We start from the raw sequence: 17,461 nt of genomic DNA, 5'->3' as shown, positions 1-17,461 counted from the left end.
TCATGCGGCGGTCCTCAGTGCGAGCAGGTCCGAGATGGCGTGCACGGTGCGCAGGGTGGGCACCTGGACGCCGGTGATCTCCGCCAGTTCGACGACCGCGGCGAGCAGGACGTCGAGTTCGAGCGGCTTGCCGCGCTCCAGGTCCTGGAGCGTGGAGGTGCGGTGATCGCCGACGCGCTCGGCGCCGGCCAGCCGGCGTTCGATGGAGACGCCGACCTCGCAGCCCAGGGCCTCGGCGACCGCGAGCGTCTCGGCCATCATCGTCTCGATGACCTTGCGGGTGCCGCCGTGCAGGCACATCTGCCGCATGGTGGCGCGGGCCAGGGCGCTGATCGGGTTGAACGAGATGTTGCCGAGCAGCTTGAGCCAGATGTCGTTGCGCAGGTCGGGCTCCACGGGGCACTTCAGGCCGCCGGCGACCATGGCCTCGCTGAAGTCCTCACAGCGCCCGGACACAGTCCGGTCGGGCTCGCCGACGGAGAACCGGGTGCCTTCCAAGTGTCGTACGACGCCCGGCCCTTCCAGCTCGGTCGCCGCGTAGACGACGCATCCGACGGCCCGTTCGGGCGCGAGCACCGCACTGACCGCGCCGTCCGGGTCCACGCTCTCGACGCGGTGGCCGTCGTGGGGGCCGCCGTGCCGGTGGAAGTACCACCAGGGGATGCCGTTCTGCGCGGCCACCACCGCCGTGGTGTCGTGCAGCAGGGGCTCGATCAGCGGCCCGCACGCCGCGTACGAGTTGGCCTTCAGGCCCAGGAAGACGTAGTCGACCGGGCCCACTTGCGTCGGGTCGTCGGTGGCGTGGGCCTGCGCGGTGAAGTCGCCGCGCGGGGAGAGGACCCGGACTCCGTGCTGCCTCATGGCCGCCAAGTGCGGTCCACGGGCGATGAGATGGACGTCGGCGCCCGCGCGGTGCAGCGCGGCTCCGACGTAGGCGCCGATCGCACCGGCGCCCAGGACTGCGACTTTCATGACGAGGAAGCTCCGTTCGGTCGAGGGATACCGCGGAGATGAGCGCACTGCCGACCTCTGTCGACTGAATATTGTCTACAGTATGGAGGTGGGGGCGACAAGGCTTCGCGCAGCACCGGAGCCCGTCGTGCGGACGGGTCGGCTCGGCCGCGGCCGGTTCGACCGTTCGGCGCGCGTCGCATACCGCTCATCGCATACGGCCGACGCGTTGCCTTTTCAACTACCTTGCCGGTGCCTACGGTTCGGGATCATGAGTCCCCCTGTCGCACCGGCCGGCTGGAGCCGCTGGCTGGTTCCCCCCGCCGCACTCTCCGTCCATCTGTCCATCGGCCAGGCCTACGCCTGGAGCGTGTTCAAGCCGCCCCTGGAGTCCGCGCTGGGCCTGAGCGGCACCGAGAGCGCGCTGCCCTTCCAGCTCGCCATCGTGATGCTCGGCCTGTCCGCCGCGTTCGGCGGCACGCTGGTCGAACGCAACGGGCCGCGCTGGGCGATGACGGTGGCTCTGGTCTGCTTCTCCTCCGGCTTCCTGATCTCCGCCCTCGGCGCGGCCACCGAGCAGTACTGGCTGATCGTCCTCGGCTACGGCTTCGTCGGCGGCATCGGCCTGGGCATCGGCTACATCTCACCCGTCTCCACCCTGATCAAGTGGTTCCCCGACCGCCCCGGCATGGCCACGGGCATCGCCATCATGGGCTTCGGCGGCGGCGCGCTGATCGCCTCGCCCTGGTCGACGCAGATGCTCCAGTCGTTCGGCACCGACAGCTCCGGGATCGCGCTCGCGTTCCTCGTGCACGGGCTGACGTACGCCGTCTTCATGTCGCTCGGCGTCCTGCTGGTGCGGGTCCCGCGCACCGACAGGCCGGTCGAAGGCGCGCCGAGCACCCTCCAGGGGCCGCAGGTCTCCGCGGGCAGCGCCCTGCGCACCCCGCAGTTCTGGTGCCTGTGGGTCGTGCTCTGCATGAACGTGACCGCGGGCATCGGCATCCTGGAGAAGGCCGCCCCGATGATCACGGACTTCTTCGCGAACACCTCGACCCCTGTGTCGGTGTCGGCCGCGGCGGGCTTCGTCGCCCTGTTGTCGGCCGCCAACATGGCGGGCCGCATCGGCTGGTCGTCCACCTCCGACCTGATCGGCCGCAAGAACATCTACCGCGTCTACCTCGGCGTCGGCGCGGTGATGTACGCGCTCATCGCCCTGTTCGGCGACTCCTCCAAGCCATTGTTCGTCCTGTGCGCGATGGTGATCCTGTCCTTCTACGGCGGCGGCTTCGCGACCGTGCCCGCCTACCTGAAGGACCTCTTCGGGACGTACCAGGTCGGCGCGATCCACGGCCGGCTGCTCACCGCCTGGTCCACGGCCGGCGTGCTCGGGCCGCTGATCGTGAACTGGATCGCCGACCACCAGAAGGAGGCCGGCAAGAGCGGCGCGAGCCTGTACAGCCTCTCCTTCATGATCATGATCGGGCTGCTCGTCATCGGTTTCGTCGCCAACGAGTTCGTCCGGCCCGTCCATGCCCGCCACCACGTCCCCGCCCCGCGGGAGGAGGCCCTCGATGTCGAACGACAGCAGCCAGAGTCCGCCTGACCGGCGCCCGCTCATCGCCTTCGCCTGGCTGTGGGTGGGGGCGCCGCTCGTCTACGGGCTGTACGAGCTGGTGCAGAAGGCGACGAAGCTCTTCACCGGGTGACTGGGGGTAACTTCTGAAGGAGTGTTCGGGTGTCCCTTTTCTCCCCGTGGAGGGATGACAGAATCCGACAACCCGGGCGCCCGTTTCCTGTCGCCTTACGTGCCGTCGTACCCGTGAGTCACTGATCAGACTGGTGGATCCCGCAACCCACGGCACGAGGGGGACCACCGTATGAACGGCTCGCGCATCGCCGCCGTCGGCCATTACCAGCCCGCCAGGGTGCTCACCAACGAGGACCTGGCGGGCATGGTCGACACCAGCGACGAGTGGATCACGTCCCGGGTCGGCATCCGCACGCGGCACATCGCCGGACCCGACGAGCCCGTCGACGAACTCGCCGGGCACGCCGCCGCCAAGGCGCTCGCCGGCGCCGGCCTCGCGCCCGCCGACATCGACCTGGTCCTCGTCGCCACGTCCACCGCCGTCGACCGCTCGCCCAACATGGCCGCCCGGGTCGCGGCCCGCCTCGGCATCCCCTCGCCCGCCGCGATGGACGTCAACGTCGTGTGCGCGGGCTTCACCCATGCCCTCGCCACCGCCGACCACGCGGTGCGCGCCGGCGCGTCCGCGCGGGCCCTGGTGATCGGCGCCGACAAGATGACCGACGTCACCGACTGGACCGACCGCACCACCTGCGTGCTCGTCGGCGACGGTGCGGGGGCCGCCGTCGTCGAGGCTTCGGAGGAGGCCGGGATCGGGCCCGTGCTGTGGGGCTCGGTGCCCGAGATGGGACACGCCGTGCGCATCGAGGGCACGCCCGCGCGGTTCGCCCAGGAGGGGCAGAGCGTCTACCGCTGGGCCACCACCCAGTTGCCGCCCATCGCCCGCAAGGCCTGCGAACGTGCCGGGCTCGAGCCCGCCGACCTCGCCGCCGTCGTGCTGCACCAGGCCAACCTCCGTATCATCGAGCCCCTCGCGGAGAAGATCGGCGCCGTCAACGCCGTCGTCGCGCGGGACGTCGTCGACTCCGGCAACACCTCGGCGGCGAGCATCCCGCTCGCGTTCTCCAAGCTCGTCGAACAGGGCGCCGTCTCGACGGGCGATCCGGTGCTGCTGTTCGGATTCGGCGGAAACCTGTCGTACGCCGGTCAGGTCGTCCGCTGCCCGTGACCTGCGGTTTCGGCACGGTGCGACGCAGTCGACCCCCCAACCCCCTGGCTCTTGTGCGCCGTAGACTGTAGACGAAAGACAATCCATACTGGATGTTGTCCGGCTGCAGTTGCCCCGCGCTGCCCAGGAGGGGGACCGACCGATGTTGTCGACAGGACTGCCGCAGGGTGCGGTGCCCAAGCTCGAACGCCCCGGCCCGCTGCGCGACCGCGTCTACGAGGCACTGCTCGAACTCATCACCACGCGCGCCCTGCAGCCCGGCCAGCACCTGGTGGAGAGCGAACTCGCGGGCCACCTGGGCGTGTCGCGCCAGCCGGTGCGGGAGGCACTGCAGCGGCTGAACACCGAGGGCTGGGTCGATCTGCGGCCCGCGCAGGGCGCGTTCGTGCACGAGCCGACCGAGGAGGAGGCCGACCAGCTCCTCACGGTCCGTACGCTGCTGGAGGCCGAGGCCGCCCGGCTGGCCGCCGCGAACGCGGGCAGCGCCGGCATCAAGGTGCTCGAAGAGCTGTGCGCCGAAGGCGAGAAGGCGGTGGCCGCGGACGACGTGGACGGCGCCGTCGCCATGAACGCCCGCTTCCACGCGAAGATCATGGAGCTGGCGGGCAACGCGGTCCTCGCCGAACTGGCCGCCCAGGTCGACCGCCGGGTGCGCTGGTACTACACGCCGATCGCCCGGCAGCGCGGACAGCAGTCCTGGATCGAGCACCGCGCACTGATCGCGGCCGTCTCGGACCGCGACGAGGACCGGGCGACGCAGCTGATGAGAGAGCACACGGAGCACACCCGCCGCTCGTACCATCAGCGCGCGAAGTGACCGCCGCCTGACCGACCTTCGTGGGCGGCGGAGTCACGGTACCGGCGTGACCGCCGGGGTCTCGGTCGTGCGCGGGACCGTCCGTGCCTCGATCGCCAGCATGACCACCAACACCGCGACCAGGGCCAGCAGTTCGGCGACGGCCGACGCGTGGACGCCGATGAGGGCGGTGGCCAGGGCGGCCGGGGCCGCGGCCGCCCGGAAGTGGACCGGGTACAGCCGCAGCACGGCCCGGAACGCCACGTCCCCCGCGAGGAAGAGCGCCACACCGCCCGCGAGCGCCAGCGCGGGACCCGTGTGCAGGTGCTCGGTGAGATGGCCGAGGGTCTTCTTCACGCCCGTGGCCAGGTAGGCGATGCCGAGCAGCATCGGCAGGAAGGCGTAGTAGTACGCATTCATCGCCAGACGCCAGCGACTCGGTGCCGGCGTGGCCCGGAACGCGGCCTCGGCGAGCTCCTCGTCCCGCACGAAGTACGTCCACCACAGCGCGACCGCCAGTGCCAGCGAGAGGAACGCCCCGCCGAACAGCCCCGGGGTGAGCGGCAGATCGCCGATTCCGGTGCCGATCGCGATGACGGACTCGCCGAACGCGACGATCAGCAGCAGACCGTGGCGCTCCACGAAGTGCGCCGGGTCCAGCCGGCCCAGTTGCGCCCGCATGGCGTCGGCCGACCGTCCGTCGGCCCGCCCGGGCCCGTGCTCGGCCAGGAACGGCGTCACGAACTGCAGGAGGAGCGCGAGCACCCACAGACCGTCCGCCGTCAGGCCGTCGACGAGACCGGCCGCGGTCACGGACAGCGCGGCGAGCCCGTTCGGGACGCCGTACCAGATGGAGTCCCGGCCGTGGCTGCGGGTGTAGAGGGCGGTGTGCACCACCACGACCGCCAGGAAACCGAGCCCGAAGACCACACCGGTGTCGTCGAAGACCCGCGGGATCGCCAGCGCGCAGACCAGGAACGCCCCCATGCCCAGCATCAGCAACAGCCGGCGCGAGGGCCGGTCCGGCGGAACCTGGTTGGTGAGGTACGCGTAGGCGCCGTACATCCAGAACAGCACCACGAAGATCAGGGCCACACGCCCCGCGGTGGCGAAGGTCAGGTCACCGGCGAGCAGCACGGTGAGCTGGGTGAGGGTGAAGACGAAGACCAGATCGAAGAAGAGCTCCAACGTCGTGACCCTGCGGCCCGGTTCCTCCACTGCGCTGCCCATGCCGTCCCCCTGTGTCCGTGGCCCCCTGCGGCGATGCCGACCAGATCGTAGGCGGTTCGCCGGCCTCCGGCGCGCCACTTTTCTTTGTCCTGAGAGTGGAGAAAGTGGCGATGAATTTGTGCACGGCTTCTTCTCAGGTTCGGCGTCCACTGCTACGTTCCCCTCGAAAGCCCGAACAACAGGTGGCCGATTGAGGCGGGGAGGGGTTCGTGAGACGCATGACGGCACGACCCGCCAACGCCCATCAGGCCAGGCTGCTCAAGCTGTTGCGCGACGCAGGTCCCAACTCCCGTGCGCAGCTGGGCGACCAGGTCGACCTCTCGCGGTCCAAGCTGGCCGTGGAAGTGGACCGGCTCCTGGAGACGGGCCTGGTCGTGGCCGACGGACTCGCCGCCTCGCGCGGCGGGCGCCGCTCCCACAACGTCCGCCTCCATCCGAACCTGCGGTTCCTCGGCGTGGACATCGGCGCGACCTCGGTCGACGTCGCCGTCACCAACGCCGAGCTGGAGATCCTCGGACACCTCAACCAGCCGATGGACGTGCGCGAGGGCCCGGTCGCGGTCTTCGAGCAGGTCCTGTCCATGGCCGCCAAGCTGCGCGCCTCCGGGCTCGCGGAGGGCTTCGACGGCGCCGGCATCGGCGTCCCGGGTCCGGTCCGCTTCCCCGACGGCGTGCCGGTGGCTCCGCCGATCATGCCCGGCTGGGACGGCTTCCCCGTACGGGAGGCGCTCAGCCAGGAACTCGGCTGCCCGGTCATGGTCGACAACGACGTGAACCTCATGGCGATGGGAGAGATGCACGCGGGCGTCGCACGCTCCGTGCGCGACTTCCTCTGTGTCAAGATCGGCACCGGCATCGGCTGCGGCATCGTCGCCGGCGGTGAGGTCCACCGCGGCGTCACCGGCAGCGCGGGCGACATCGGGCACATCCAGGCCGTGCCCGACGGCCGCCCCTGCGCCTGCGGCAACCGGGGCTGTCTGGAAGCGCACTTCAGCGGAGCGGCCCTCGCCCGGGATGCCGTGGAGGCGGCCGGGCAGGGGCTGTCGGAGGAACTCGCCGCGCGGCTCGCGGCGAGCGGCACCCTGACCGCCGTCGACGTCGCCGCCGCGGCCGCCGCGGGCGACGCCACCGCTCTCGACCTGATCCGCGAGGGCGGCAACCGCACCGGCCAGGTCATCGCCGGCCTGGTCTCCTTCTTCAACCCCGGCCTGGTGGTGATCGGCGGCGGGGTGACCGGCCTCGGCCACACCCTGCTCGCCGCGATCCGCACCCAGGTCTACCGCCAGTCACTGCCCCTCGCGACGGGCAACCTGCCCATCGTGCTGGGGGAGTTGGGACCGACCGCCGGCGTCATCGGCGCGGCCCGGCTCATCAGCGACCACCTGTTCTCGCCCGCGTAAGCACCGCTCGTCAGCGACCACTTGTCCACGCCCGCGTAAACACCGGCTCACCACACCGTTCGGCGTGTACGGCGCGCGGCTTCGCCGTGCCCCGGACTCCGCCTGCCCGCACGCACCCTGCAACCGGCCCGAACGCCCGCCAAGGGGATCCGCATGGCACCAGAACCACCGCTGCTCAGCATGTCCGGCATCACCAAGTCCTTCCCCGGAGTCCGGGCCCTCGACGGCGTCGACCTCGATGTCCAGGCCGGTGAGGTGCACTGCCTGCTCGGCCAGAACGGAGCCGGCAAGTCCACCCTCATCAAGGTCCTGGCCGGCGCCCACCAGCCCGACACCGGCACCATCGGCTGGCGCGGCGAACCGGTCGTCCTCCGCTCGCCGATCGCCGCCATGCGCCTCGGCATCGCCACCATCTACCAGGAACTCGACCTGGTGGAGCACCTGTCGGTGGCCGAGAACGTCCACCTCGGGCACGAGCCGACCGCCGCCGGGTTCGTCGTACGCAAGAAGGCGTCGAGGGCGGCGGCCGCCCGTCTGCTGAAGAGGCTCGGGCATCCCGAGATCGATCCCGCCCGCCTGGTGGGGGAGTTGTCCGCCGCCCAGCAGCAGATCGTGTCGATGGCCCGGGCGCTCTCCCACGACGTACGGCTCATCGTCATGGACGAGCCGTCCGCCGCCCTCGACCCCGACGAGGTCGACAACCTCTTCCGCATCGTCGGCGACCTGACCGCCGACGGGGTCGCCGTCGTCTACATCTCCCACCGCCTGGAGGAGATCCGCCGCATCGGCGACCGCGTGACCGTGCTGAAGGACGGCCGGGCGGTGGCCGGCGGACTGCCCGCGAAGTCCACGCCGACGCGGGAGGTGGTCGCGCTGATGACGGGCCGCAACGTCGAGTACGTCTTCCCCGAACGGCCCGCCTCGGCCGCGGACGGCGCGCCCGTGCTGGAGGTCCGGGGGCTGGCCAGGGAGGGGGAGTTCGCGCCCCTCGACCTGGACGTACGGCCCGGCGAGATCGTCGGTCTGGCCGGGCTCGTCGGCTCGGGGCGCTCCGAGATCCTGGAGACCGTCTACGGCGCCCGCCGACCCACCGCCGGTCAAGTCCGTGTCGACGGGCGGGTGTTGCGGCCGGGCAGCGTCCGCGCGGCCGTCCGGGCCGGCCTCGGGCTCGCCCCCGAGGAACGCAAGGCGCAGGCCCTGCTGATGCTGGAGTCCGTCACCCGTAACGTCTCGGTCTCCTCCATGTCCCGCTTCGCACGCGGGGGTTGGATCGACCGGGGCGCCGAGAAGGGCGCGGCCAGGGCGGCCACCCGCGAGCTGTCGCTGCGCCCCGACAACCCCTCGGTGCCGGTGCGCACCCTCTCCGGCGGCAACCAGCAGAAGGCCGTCCTGGCCCGCTGGCTGCTGCGCGGCTGCCGGGTCCTGCTGCTCGACGAACCCACCCGGGGCGTCGACGTCGGCGCCCGCGCCGAGCTCTACGCGGTCATCCGCCGCCTCGCCGACGAGGGCCTCGCCGTGCTGCTGGTCTCCAGCGAGGTGCCCGAGGTGCTCGGCCTCGCCGACCGCGTCCTGGTGCTCCGCGAGGGCCGCGTCGTCCACACCGCGCCCGCCCGCGAGCTCGACGAACACCGCGTACTCGACCTGGTCATGGAAGGAAGTCCGGCGTCATGACGCAGCACGCCTCCCCGCCCCGGGACAACACCGACAAGGTGCCGTCGGTCGGCCAACCCCCCTCCTGGCGTGCTTTGTTGGCCCACGCCGACGTCCGCACCCTGTCCCTCCTCGGCGTCCTCGCCGCGCTGGTCCTCATCGGCGGCATCACCAAGCCCGACGAGTTCCTCGACACCCGCAACCTCCAACTCGTCCTCACCCAGGCCTCGGTGACCGGTGTCGTCACCGTCGGCATGACCTTCGTCATCACCTCCGGCGGCATCGACCTCTCGGTCGGCGCGATCGTCGCCCTGTCCTCGGTGTGGGCGACCACGGTCGCCACCCAGGAGTACGGCTTCGCAGGCGTCCTGTTCACCGCGGTGCTCGTCGGCGTGGGCTGCGGGCTGGTCAACGGCCTGCTCATCGCGTACGGCGGCATGGTCCCCTTCATCGCCACGCTCGCCATGCTGGCCTCCGCGCGAGGGCTCGCGCTGCAGATCACCGACGGCAAGACGCAGATCGTCACCCTCACCGGCATCCTCGACCTCGGCGAACGCGACTCCTACGTGCTCGGCATCCCGCCGCTCGTCCTCGTCTTCGCGGTCGTGACGATCCTCGGCTGGCTGGTCCTCAACCGCACCACCTTCGGCCGCCGCACCGTCGCCGTAGGCGGCAACGCGGAGGCCGCCCGGCTCGCCGGCATCGACGTGCGCCGTCAGCGCCTCTACCTCTACCTGCTGTCCGGACTGTGCTGCGGCATCGCCGCCTTCCTGCTGGTCATCCTGTCCGGCTCCGGCCAGAACACCAACGGCAACCTCTACGAACTCGACGCCATCGCGGCCGCGATCATCGGCGGCACGCTGCTCAGCGGGGGCCGCGGCACCATCACCGGCTCCGTGCTCGGCGTCCTGATCTTCACCACGATCACCAACATCTTCGCCCTGAACAACCTGCAGAGCGACGTCCAGCAGATCGCCAAGGGCGCGATCATCGTCGCCGCCGTGCTGGTCCAGCGCCGTACCGCGAGCACGACCTGAGGAAAGGGTTCACCGCCATGCCACAGCTCACCAGTCGCAGAGGACTGCTCTTCGGGGCCGCCGCCGTGTCCACCGGTGCCCTCCTCACAGGTTGCACCAGCAACGAGACCAAGGACGAGAGCCCGGCCGCCGACGCAGGGTCGGCCGCCGACGACAAGCCCGGCAAGCACGTCACCATCGGCTTCGCCGGACCGCAGGCCGACCACGGCTGGCTCAACGCCATCAACGACAACGCCAAGAACCGCGCGAAGAAGTACTCCGACGTCACCCTTGAGATCACCGAGGGCTCCAACGACACCGCCGCGCAGATCGGCCAGATCGAGACCCTCATCAACAAGAAGGTCGACGTCCTGGTGGTGCTGCCCGCCGACGGCAAGGCCCTCACCCAGGTCGGACTGAAGGCGATGCGGGCCGGCATCCCCGTCGTCAACCTCGACCGGATCTTCAACTCCCCCCAGGCCTACCGCTGCTGGATCGGCGGCGACAACTACGGCATGGGCCTCAACGCCGGCACTTACATCGGCGAGAAGCTCAAGGGGAAGCCGAACGCCAAGGTCGTCGAACTGGCCGGCCTGGACAACCTGGAACTGACCAAGCAGCGCACCCAGGGCTTCGACGACGCCCTGAAGAACTACCCCAACATCAAGAAAGTGGCCCGCCAGGCCGCCGAGTTCACGGTCGAGTCCGGCCAGGCCAAAATGGCCCAGCTGCTACAGGCGCAGTCGAGCTTCGACGCCCTGTGGAACCACGACGACGACCAGGGCGTCGGCGCGCTGCGCGCCATCGACCAGGCCGGGCGCGACGACTTCCTGATGGTCGGCGGCGCGGGCGCGCTCTCCGCCTTCCAGGCCATCAAGCAGGGCGACGGCGTCCTCAAGGCGACGGTCCTCTACCCGCCGACGATGGCCGCGTCCGCGATCGACCTGGCCCGTGCCCTCGGCCAGGGCAAGGGCGTCACCGGCATGGCCGAGTTCGAGATCCCCGCGTCGATCACCCTGTACTCGGCCGTCGTCGACAAGGACAACGTCGACCGCTACATGCCCACCGGCTTCCGCTGACCCGGCCCGCCCCGCACCCCCCACGGCGCCATCACGACGAGGACGAGGAGGACATCCGTATGGGACAGCCCCAGCAGCCGGACGGACCGGAGGCCGCGAAACCGCCCCTGCGCGTCGGAATGGTCGGCTACGCCTTCATGGGCGCCGCCCATTCCCAGGGCTGGCGCACGGCGGGACACGTCTTCGACCTGCCGAGCCGCCCGGTCCTGTCCGTGATCTGCGGGCGCGACGCCGCCGCCGTGCGCCGGGCCGCCGACCGGCACGGCTGGGCAGCGGCCGAGACCGACTGGCGGGCCCTGATCACCCGGGACGACGTCGACCTCGTCGATATCTGCACCCCCGGCGACAGCCACGCCGAGATCGCCCTCGCCGCCCTCGCCGCCGGCAAGCACGTACTGTGCGAGAAGCCGCTCGCGAACACCGTCGAGGAGGCCTCGGCCATGACCGAGGCGGCCGAAGAGGCTTACGGACGCGGCCAGTTGGCGATGGTCGGCTTCAACTACCGGCGGCTGCCCGCCACCGCCCTCGCCCGTGCCATGGTGGCCGAGGGCAGGATCGGCACCCTCCGCCACGTCCGGGTGACCTACCTCCAGGACTGGCTCGTCGACCCGCGGTTCCCGCTCACCTGGCGGCTGCGCAAGGAGTCGGCCGGCTCCGGCTCGCTGGGCGACCTCGGCGCCCACATCGTCGACCTCGCCCAGTACCTGGCGGGGGAGCGGCTGGCCGGTGTGTCGGCCCTGACGGAGACCTTCGTACGACAGCGGCCGCTGCCGGCGGGCGCCACCAGCGGCCTGTCCGCCGTGTCGTCCGCCGGCACCGGCACGGTCACCGTCGACGACGCCGCCCTGTTCACCGGCCGCTTCGCCTCCGGCGCCCTCGCCTCCTTCGAGGCGACCCGCTACGCCACCGGCCGGAAGAACGCCCTGCGCATCGAACTCAACGGTGAGAAGGGCTCGTTGGCGTTCGATCTGGAACGGCTCAACGAGCTGTCGTACCACGACGGCACCGAACCCGGGACGCGCGCCGGGTTCCGCCGCATCCTCGTCACCGAACCCGACCACCCCTACCTGGACGCCTGGTGGCCGCCCGGCCACGGCCTCGGCTACGAGCACACCTTCGTCCACCAGGCCCGCGACCTCGTCCACGCGATCGCCGAGGGCCGGCGGCCCGAACCCTCCTTCGCCGACGGGCTGCAGGTGCAGCGCGTGCTGGCGGCGGTGGAGGAGAGCGCCGAGAAGAACTCCCTCTACACGCCCATAGCCGTCTGAGGAGGGCTCGAAGACATGCCGCGCCAGTTCACGCTCTTCACCGGCCAGTGGGCCGACCTGCCCCTCGAGGAAGTCTGCCGACTCGCTCGCGACTTCGGCTACGACGGCCTCGAACTCGCCTGCTGGGGAGACCATTTCGAGGTCGACAAGGCACTCACGGACCCGGCGTACATCGACTCGCGGAGGCAACTGCTGGACAAGTACGGCCTGAAGTGCTGGGCCGTCTCCAACCACCTGACCGGCCAGGCGGTCTGCGACGCCATCATCGACGAACGCCACCAAGCCATCCTGCCCACCGAGGTGTGGGGCGACGGCGATCCCGAAGGCGTCCGGCGGCGCGCTGCGGACCGGATGAAGGACACCGCACGGGCCGCGGCGGCCTTCGGCGTCGACACCGTCATCGGCTTCACCGGCTCCGCGATCTGGCACCTGGTCGCCATGTTCCCGCCCGCGCCGGAGTCGATGATCGAGCGCGGCTACGACGACTTCGCCGAGCGCTGGAACCCGATCCTCGACGTCTTCGACCAGGAGGGCGTGCGGTTCGCGCACGAGGTCCACCCGAGCGAGATCGCCTACGACTACTGGACCACGCACCGTGCCCTGGCGGCGGTCGACGGGCGGGCCGCCTTCGGCCTGAACTTCGACCCCTCCCACTTCGTCTGGCAGGACCTGGACCCGGTCGGCTTCCTGTGGGACTTCCGCGAGCGGATCTACCACGTCGACTGCAAGGAGGCCCGCAAGCGCCTCGACGGCCGCAACGGCCGCCTCGGCTCCCACCTGCCGTGGGGCGACCCGCGCCGCGGCTGGGACTTCGTGTCCGCCGGCCACGGGGACGTGCCCTGGGAGGACGTCTTCCGCATGCTGAGGTCCATCGACTACCAGGGCCCCGTCTCGGTCGAGTGGGAGGACGCCGGTATGGACCGGCTCCAGGGCGCCCCCGAGGCACTGACCCGCCTGAAGGCCTACGACTTCGAACCCCCGTCGGCCTCCTTCGACGCGGCCTTCGGCAACTAGGGCCTGTTGTTTGGATCAGCTCGGCTGCAGGGGACGGTGCCTTGCGGCCGAGCCGAGCGGGGTCTGGTGCGTGCAGCTGCAAGGCGGAGGAGGGAGTCGACGCGATGGGGGTCCCCCCGCTCGAGCGAAGCCGAGAGTGGGGGAGTCGGCGAGTGACGACAACGCGGCAGATGTACGCACCAGACCCCGCGACGCCGAGCTGATCCAAACGACAGGCCCTAGGCCGTACGAACACCTGTTGGCAACTCCGGGATGACGGCGCATCCCGGCGTACGCACCCGCCCGTACAACCGGCCCCTTACTGGAGGCATCCGTGCACGGGAACGACCGCACCACCGGCACCGGCAGAATCGAGACCCACAGACGACGCCCGCGCAGAGCCGTCGCCCTTCTCGGCGGCGCGCTCCTCGCCGGAGCGTCACTGACCCTGACCACCCCCCAGGCCGGCGCAGCCGTCACCGGCCCGGGAACCGCCCCGGCGGCATCGGCGGCGGAGGACTTCCAGCAGGTCACCCTCGCCAAGGGCGAGGCGGAGGTCGGCGAGCCCATGTCGCTCGCCGTTCTCCCCGACCGCTCCGTGCTGCACACCTCCCGCGACGGCGAACTCCGCCTCACGGACGCGGCGGGCAACACACGGCTGATCGGCAAGCTCGACGTCTACTCCCACGACGAGGAAGGCCTCCAAGGCGTCGGCGTCGACCCCGACTTCGCCACCAACCGGGCCATCTACCTCTACTACGCACCCCCGTTGAACACCCCGTCCGGCGACGCCCCCGAGACCGGCACCGCGGCCGACTTCGCTCCCTTCGACGGCGTCAACCGCCTCTCCCGCTTCGTCCTGAAGGCCGACGGCACCCTCGACACCGCCAGCGAGAAGAAGGTCATCGACATCCCCGCGTCCCGGGGCCTGTGCTGCCACGTCGGCGGCGATATCGACTTCGACGCGGCGGGCAACCTGTACCTGTCGACGGGCGACGACACCAACCCCTTCCAGTCCGACGGCTACACGCCCATCGACGAGCGCGCCGACCGCAACCCCGCCTTCGACGCCCAGCGCTCGGCGGGCAACACCAACGACCTGCGCGGCAAGATCCTGCGCATCAAGGTCGGCGCCGACGGCTCGTACACCGTCCCCGACGGCAATCTCTTCGCACCCGGCACGGACCGGACCCGGCCCGAGATCTACGCCATGGGCTTCCGCAACCCGTTCCGCTTCAGCGTCGACAAGAAGGCCGGCATCCTCTACGTGGGCGACTACGGCCCCGACGCCGGCGCCGCCGACCCGGCCCGCGGACCGGCCGGCCAGGTCGAGTTCGCCCGGGTGACCGGCCCCGGCAACTTCGGCTGGCCGTACTGCACCGGCGCCAACGACGCCTACGTCGACTACGACTTCGCGACCAGGGCCTCCGGAGCGTCCTTCGACTGCGCCGCGCCGAAGAACAACTCCCCGCACAACACCGGCCTCACGGACCTGCCCCCGGCCCAGCCCGCCTGGATCCCTTACGACGGCCCGTCCGTCCCCGAGTTCGGCGACGGCTCCGAGTCCCCGATGGGCGGCCCGGTCTACCACTACGACGCCTCGCTCGACTCACCCGTGAAGTTCCCCGAGGCCTACGACGGGAACTTCTTCGCCGGGGAGTTCGGCCGCCGCTGGATCAAGCGGATCGTGAGCGACGCGAACGGCACCGTGCAGTCCATCAACCCCGTCCCCTGGACCGGTACTCAGGTGATGGACATGGCCTTCGGCCCCGACGGCGCGCTGTACGTCCTCGACTACGGCACCGCGTGGTTCGGCGGCGACGACAACTCAGGCCTGTACCGCATCGAGAACGCGACCGACGGCCACTCCCCGGTGGCGCAGGCCGCGGCGAGCAGGACGTCCGGCCAGGCGCCGCTGAGGGTGCAGTTCTCCTCCGAGGGCACCTCCGACCAGGACGGCGACGCGGTCACGTACAGCTGGGACTTCGGCGACGGCGGCACGTCGACGGCGGCGAACCCGACACACAGGTACAGGAAGAACGGCACCTACACCGCGACCCTGACCGCCAAGGACCCGACCGGCCGCACCGGCAGCGCGAGCGTACAGATCGTTGTCGGCAACACCGCGCCCACGGTCACGGTCGAACTTCCCAAGGACGGGCAGCTGTTCAGCTTCGGTGACGCCATCCCGTTCAAGGTGAGGGTCACCGACCCGGAGGACGGCAAGAACATCGACTGCGCCAAGGTCAAGGTCACCTTCGTCCTCGGCCACGACACCCACGGCCACCCCATCACCTCGGCGAACGGCTGCACCGGCACCATCCGGACCACCGCCGACGGCGGCCACGACGAGAACGCCAACATCTTCGGCGTCCTCGACGCCGAGTACACCGACAACGGAGGCGGCGGACAGGCCGCGCTGACCTCGCACGACCGCAACGTCCTGCAGCCTCGGCACCGCCAGGCCGAACACTTCGGCAACGGCTCCGGCGTCACCGTCGTCGCCAAGGACACCGCGCACGGCGGCAAGACGGTCGGCGACATCGACAACGGCGACTGGATCTCCTTCACCCCGTACGCCCTGAACAACGCCCGGAAGATCACCGCACGGGTCGCCTCCGGCGGCGCGGGCGGCACGCTCGAAATACGGGCCGGCTCGTCGACCGGCACCCTGCTGGGCAAGGCGACCGTCCCCGTCACCGGCGGCTGGGACACCTTCCAGGACGTCAGCGCCGACCTGTCCCGCGCCCCGAGGGGCACCACCACGCTCCACCTCGTCTTCAAGGGCGGCTCCGGCGCGCTGTTCGACGTGGACGACTTCACCTTCACGACCGGCTGAGAGGAGGGGACGTGATGCGCTCAACCACCCGGCCGGCAACCGCTGTCGTGGGTGCCGCACTGCTCCTCGGCTGTGTCTCGGGCCCTGCCGCCTCGCACCCCGCAGAGGGCAAGCGCGTGCTGGTCTTCTCCAAGACGGCCGGCTTCCGCCACGACTCCATTCCCGACGGCGTGGCGGCGGTGAGGCAACTCGGCTCCGAGGGCGGCTTCACGGTCGACGCGACCGAGGACGCGACCACCTTCACCGCGAAGAACCTGCGGCGCTACGACGCCGTCGTGTTCCTCTCGACGACCGGCGACGTCCTCGACGCGGCCCAACAGAGCGCTTTCGAGGGCTACATCCGGCACGGCGGAGGCTATGTCGGCGTCCACGCGGCCGCCGACACCGAGTACGACTGGGCGTTCTACGGCGGCCTCGCCGGCGCGTACTTCCAGTCGCACCCGGCGATCCAGCCGGCGACCGTGGACGTCGAGGACCGTGCCCATCCGGCGACCTCGGGCCTGGCACGGACCTGGTCCCGCACCGACGAGTGGTACAACTACCGCTCCAATCCCCGGGAGCGGGCCCACGTCCTGGCCTCCCTCGACGAGTCGTCGTACACCGGCGGCACCATGAACGGCGACCATCCCATCGCCTGGTGCCAGAACTACCGGGGCGGCCGCGCCTTCTACACCGGAGGCGGCCACACCAAGGAGTCGTACGCCGAACCCGCCTTCCGACAGCACCTGTTGGGCGGAATCCGCTGGGCCGTCGGCGACGCACAGGCCGACTGCCGGCCGGAGAACGGCTACCGCCCGCTGTTCGACGGCACCGCACTGGACGGCTGGAAGCAGGCGGGACCCGGCGCGTTCCAACTGGAGAACGACGGCACCCTGACGTCGTCGGGCGGCACGGGCCTGCTCTGGTACGCCGCCTCGGACTTCTCCGCGTACTCGCTGAAGCTCGACTGGAGGACGGCCGGTGACGACAACTCCGGTGTGTTCGTGGGCTTCCCGCCCTCGGACGATCCGTGGTCGGCCGTGGACAACGGCTACGAGATCCAGATCGACGCCACCGACGTACCCGAGAAGACGACAGGGTCCGTCTACGGCTTCCAGTCCGCCGACCTGATCAAGCGCGACCGTGCGCTCAATCCGCCGGGGGAGTGGAACACGTACGAGATCCGCGTGGAGGGCGAGCGCCTGCGCGTCTGGCTCAACGGCGTGCGGATCAACGATTTCACCAACACCGATCCGGCCCGGAGCCTCGCCGACGGACACATCGGCATCCAGAACCACGGAGCCGACGACCAGGTGTCCTTCCGCGACATCCGGATCAAGGAACTGCCCGCCAAGGGCGACTGAGCGACGGCGGGCGGAGGACGCCGGACCTCCGCCCGCCGTCTCACCCCTCCCGTCACGGGGCCTCGCTCACGACGTGT

14 protein-coding genes are annotated in these 17,461 nt (G+C 70.7%); 12 read left to right on the top strand and 2 right to left on the bottom strand.

Features of this window, described 5'->3' with window-relative positions:
• Positions 1 to 972, bottom strand: a complete 972-nt coding sequence (locus tag ACQF4J_RS10790) for a 2-dehydropantoate 2-reductase (protein ID WP_351576978.1) — start codon at positions 970 to 972, stop codon at positions 1 to 3.
• Between the two features lie 250 nt (positions 973 to 1,222).
• On the opposite strand from ACQF4J_RS10790, the gene ACQF4J_RS10785 reads away from it, so the two are divergent.
• The 4 genes from ACQF4J_RS10785 to ACQF4J_RS10770 all read left to right on the top strand — a co-directional run bounded on the left by ACQF4J_RS10785 (position 1,223) and on the right by ACQF4J_RS10770 (position 4,587).
• Complete coding sequence (locus tag ACQF4J_RS10785; RefSeq protein ID WP_351576975.1) at positions 1,223 to 2,557, top strand: OFA family MFS transporter; 1,335 nt, start codon at positions 1,223 to 1,225, stop codon at positions 2,555 to 2,557.
• The gene (locus ACQF4J_RS10780) at positions 2,526 to 2,660 is read left to right on the top strand and encodes an MFS transporter small subunit (RefSeq protein ID WP_351576972.1); all 135 of its coding nucleotides are present in this window, start codon (positions 2,526 to 2,528) and stop codon (positions 2,658 to 2,660) included. Before ACQF4J_RS10785 ends, ACQF4J_RS10780 begins: the two co-directional genes overlap by 32 nt.
• Before the next feature lie 171 nt (positions 2,661 to 2,831).
• A complete protein-coding gene (locus ACQF4J_RS10775; RefSeq protein WP_351576969.1) occupies positions 2,832 to 3,770 on the top strand; it encodes a beta-ketoacyl-ACP synthase III in 939 nt (312 codons plus the stop codon).
• Positions 3,771 to 3,912: 142 nt separating this feature from the next.
• Positions 3,913 to 4,587 (top strand): GntR family transcriptional regulator, encoded by a 675-nt coding sequence (locus ACQF4J_RS10770; RefSeq protein ID WP_351576966.1) that lies wholly within the window; start codon positions 3,913 to 3,915, stop codon positions 4,585 to 4,587.
• Between the two features lie 33 nt (positions 4,588 to 4,620).
• Here ACQF4J_RS10770 and ACQF4J_RS10765 read toward each other — a convergent pair whose 3' ends face one another.
• On the bottom strand, positions 4,621 to 5,796 hold the full coding sequence (locus ACQF4J_RS10765) for a low temperature requirement protein A (protein WP_427165533.1): 1,176 nt from the start codon (positions 5,794 to 5,796) through the stop codon (positions 4,621 to 4,623).
• Between the two features lie 218 nt (positions 5,797 to 6,014).
• Here ACQF4J_RS10765 and ACQF4J_RS10760 point away from each other — a divergent pair, with 218 nt between their 5' ends.
• The 8 genes from ACQF4J_RS10760 to ACQF4J_RS10725 all read left to right on the top strand — a co-directional run bounded on the left by ACQF4J_RS10760 (position 6,015) and on the right by ACQF4J_RS10725 (position 17,384).
• Entirely contained in the window at positions 6,015 to 7,196 is a 1,182-nt protein-coding gene (locus ACQF4J_RS10760) for an ROK family protein (RefSeq protein ID WP_427165532.1), read from the top strand.
• A 153-nt stretch (positions 7,197 to 7,349) separates the two neighbouring features.
• Positions 7,350 to 8,867, top strand: a complete 1,518-nt coding sequence (locus ACQF4J_RS10755) for a sugar ABC transporter ATP-binding protein (protein WP_427165531.1) — start codon at positions 7,350 to 7,352, stop codon at positions 8,865 to 8,867.
• A complete protein-coding gene (locus ACQF4J_RS10750; protein ID WP_427165530.1) occupies positions 8,864 to 9,883 on the top strand; it encodes an ABC transporter permease in 1,020 nt (339 codons plus the stop codon). The genes ACQF4J_RS10755 and ACQF4J_RS10750 overlap by 4 nt, the downstream gene beginning before the upstream one ends.
• A gap of 17 nt (positions 9,884 to 9,900) precedes the next feature.
• On the top strand, positions 9,901 to 10,941 hold the full coding sequence (locus tag ACQF4J_RS10745; protein ID WP_351576952.1) for a substrate-binding domain-containing protein: 1,041 nt from the start codon (positions 9,901 to 9,903) through the stop codon (positions 10,939 to 10,941).
• A 59-nt stretch (positions 10,942 to 11,000) separates the two neighbouring features.
• A complete protein-coding gene (locus tag ACQF4J_RS10740) occupies positions 11,001 to 12,209 on the top strand; it encodes a Gfo/Idh/MocA family protein (RefSeq protein WP_427165529.1) in 1,209 nt (402 codons plus the stop codon).
• A gap of 15 nt (positions 12,210 to 12,224) precedes the next feature.
• The gene (locus tag ACQF4J_RS10735; RefSeq protein ID WP_351576946.1) at positions 12,225 to 13,223 is read left to right on the top strand and encodes a sugar phosphate isomerase/epimerase family protein; all 999 of its coding nucleotides are present in this window, start codon (positions 12,225 to 12,227) and stop codon (positions 13,221 to 13,223) included.
• A 313-nt stretch (positions 13,224 to 13,536) separates the two neighbouring features.
• On the top strand, positions 13,537 to 16,041 hold the full coding sequence (locus ACQF4J_RS10730; protein ID WP_427165528.1) for a carbohydrate-binding protein: 2,505 nt from the start codon (positions 13,537 to 13,539) through the stop codon (positions 16,039 to 16,041).
• Positions 16,042 to 16,055: 14 nt separating this feature from the next.
• Positions 16,056 to 17,384, top strand: coding sequence for a ThuA domain-containing protein (locus ACQF4J_RS10725; RefSeq protein ID WP_427165527.1), 1,329 nt, complete (start codon positions 16,056 to 16,058; stop codon positions 17,382 to 17,384).
• The last annotated feature ends 77 nt before the right edge of the window (positions 17,385 to 17,461 follow it).

Origin of the sequence: Streptomyces sp. C1-1, from assembly GCF_050214755.1 — a bacterium.
Taxonomy (GTDB): Bacteria; Actinomycetota; Actinomycetes; order Streptomycetales; family Streptomycetaceae; genus Streptomyces.
Note: the sequence above shows the minus strand (reverse complement) of the source record. Positions and strands in the feature narration are given on the sequence as shown.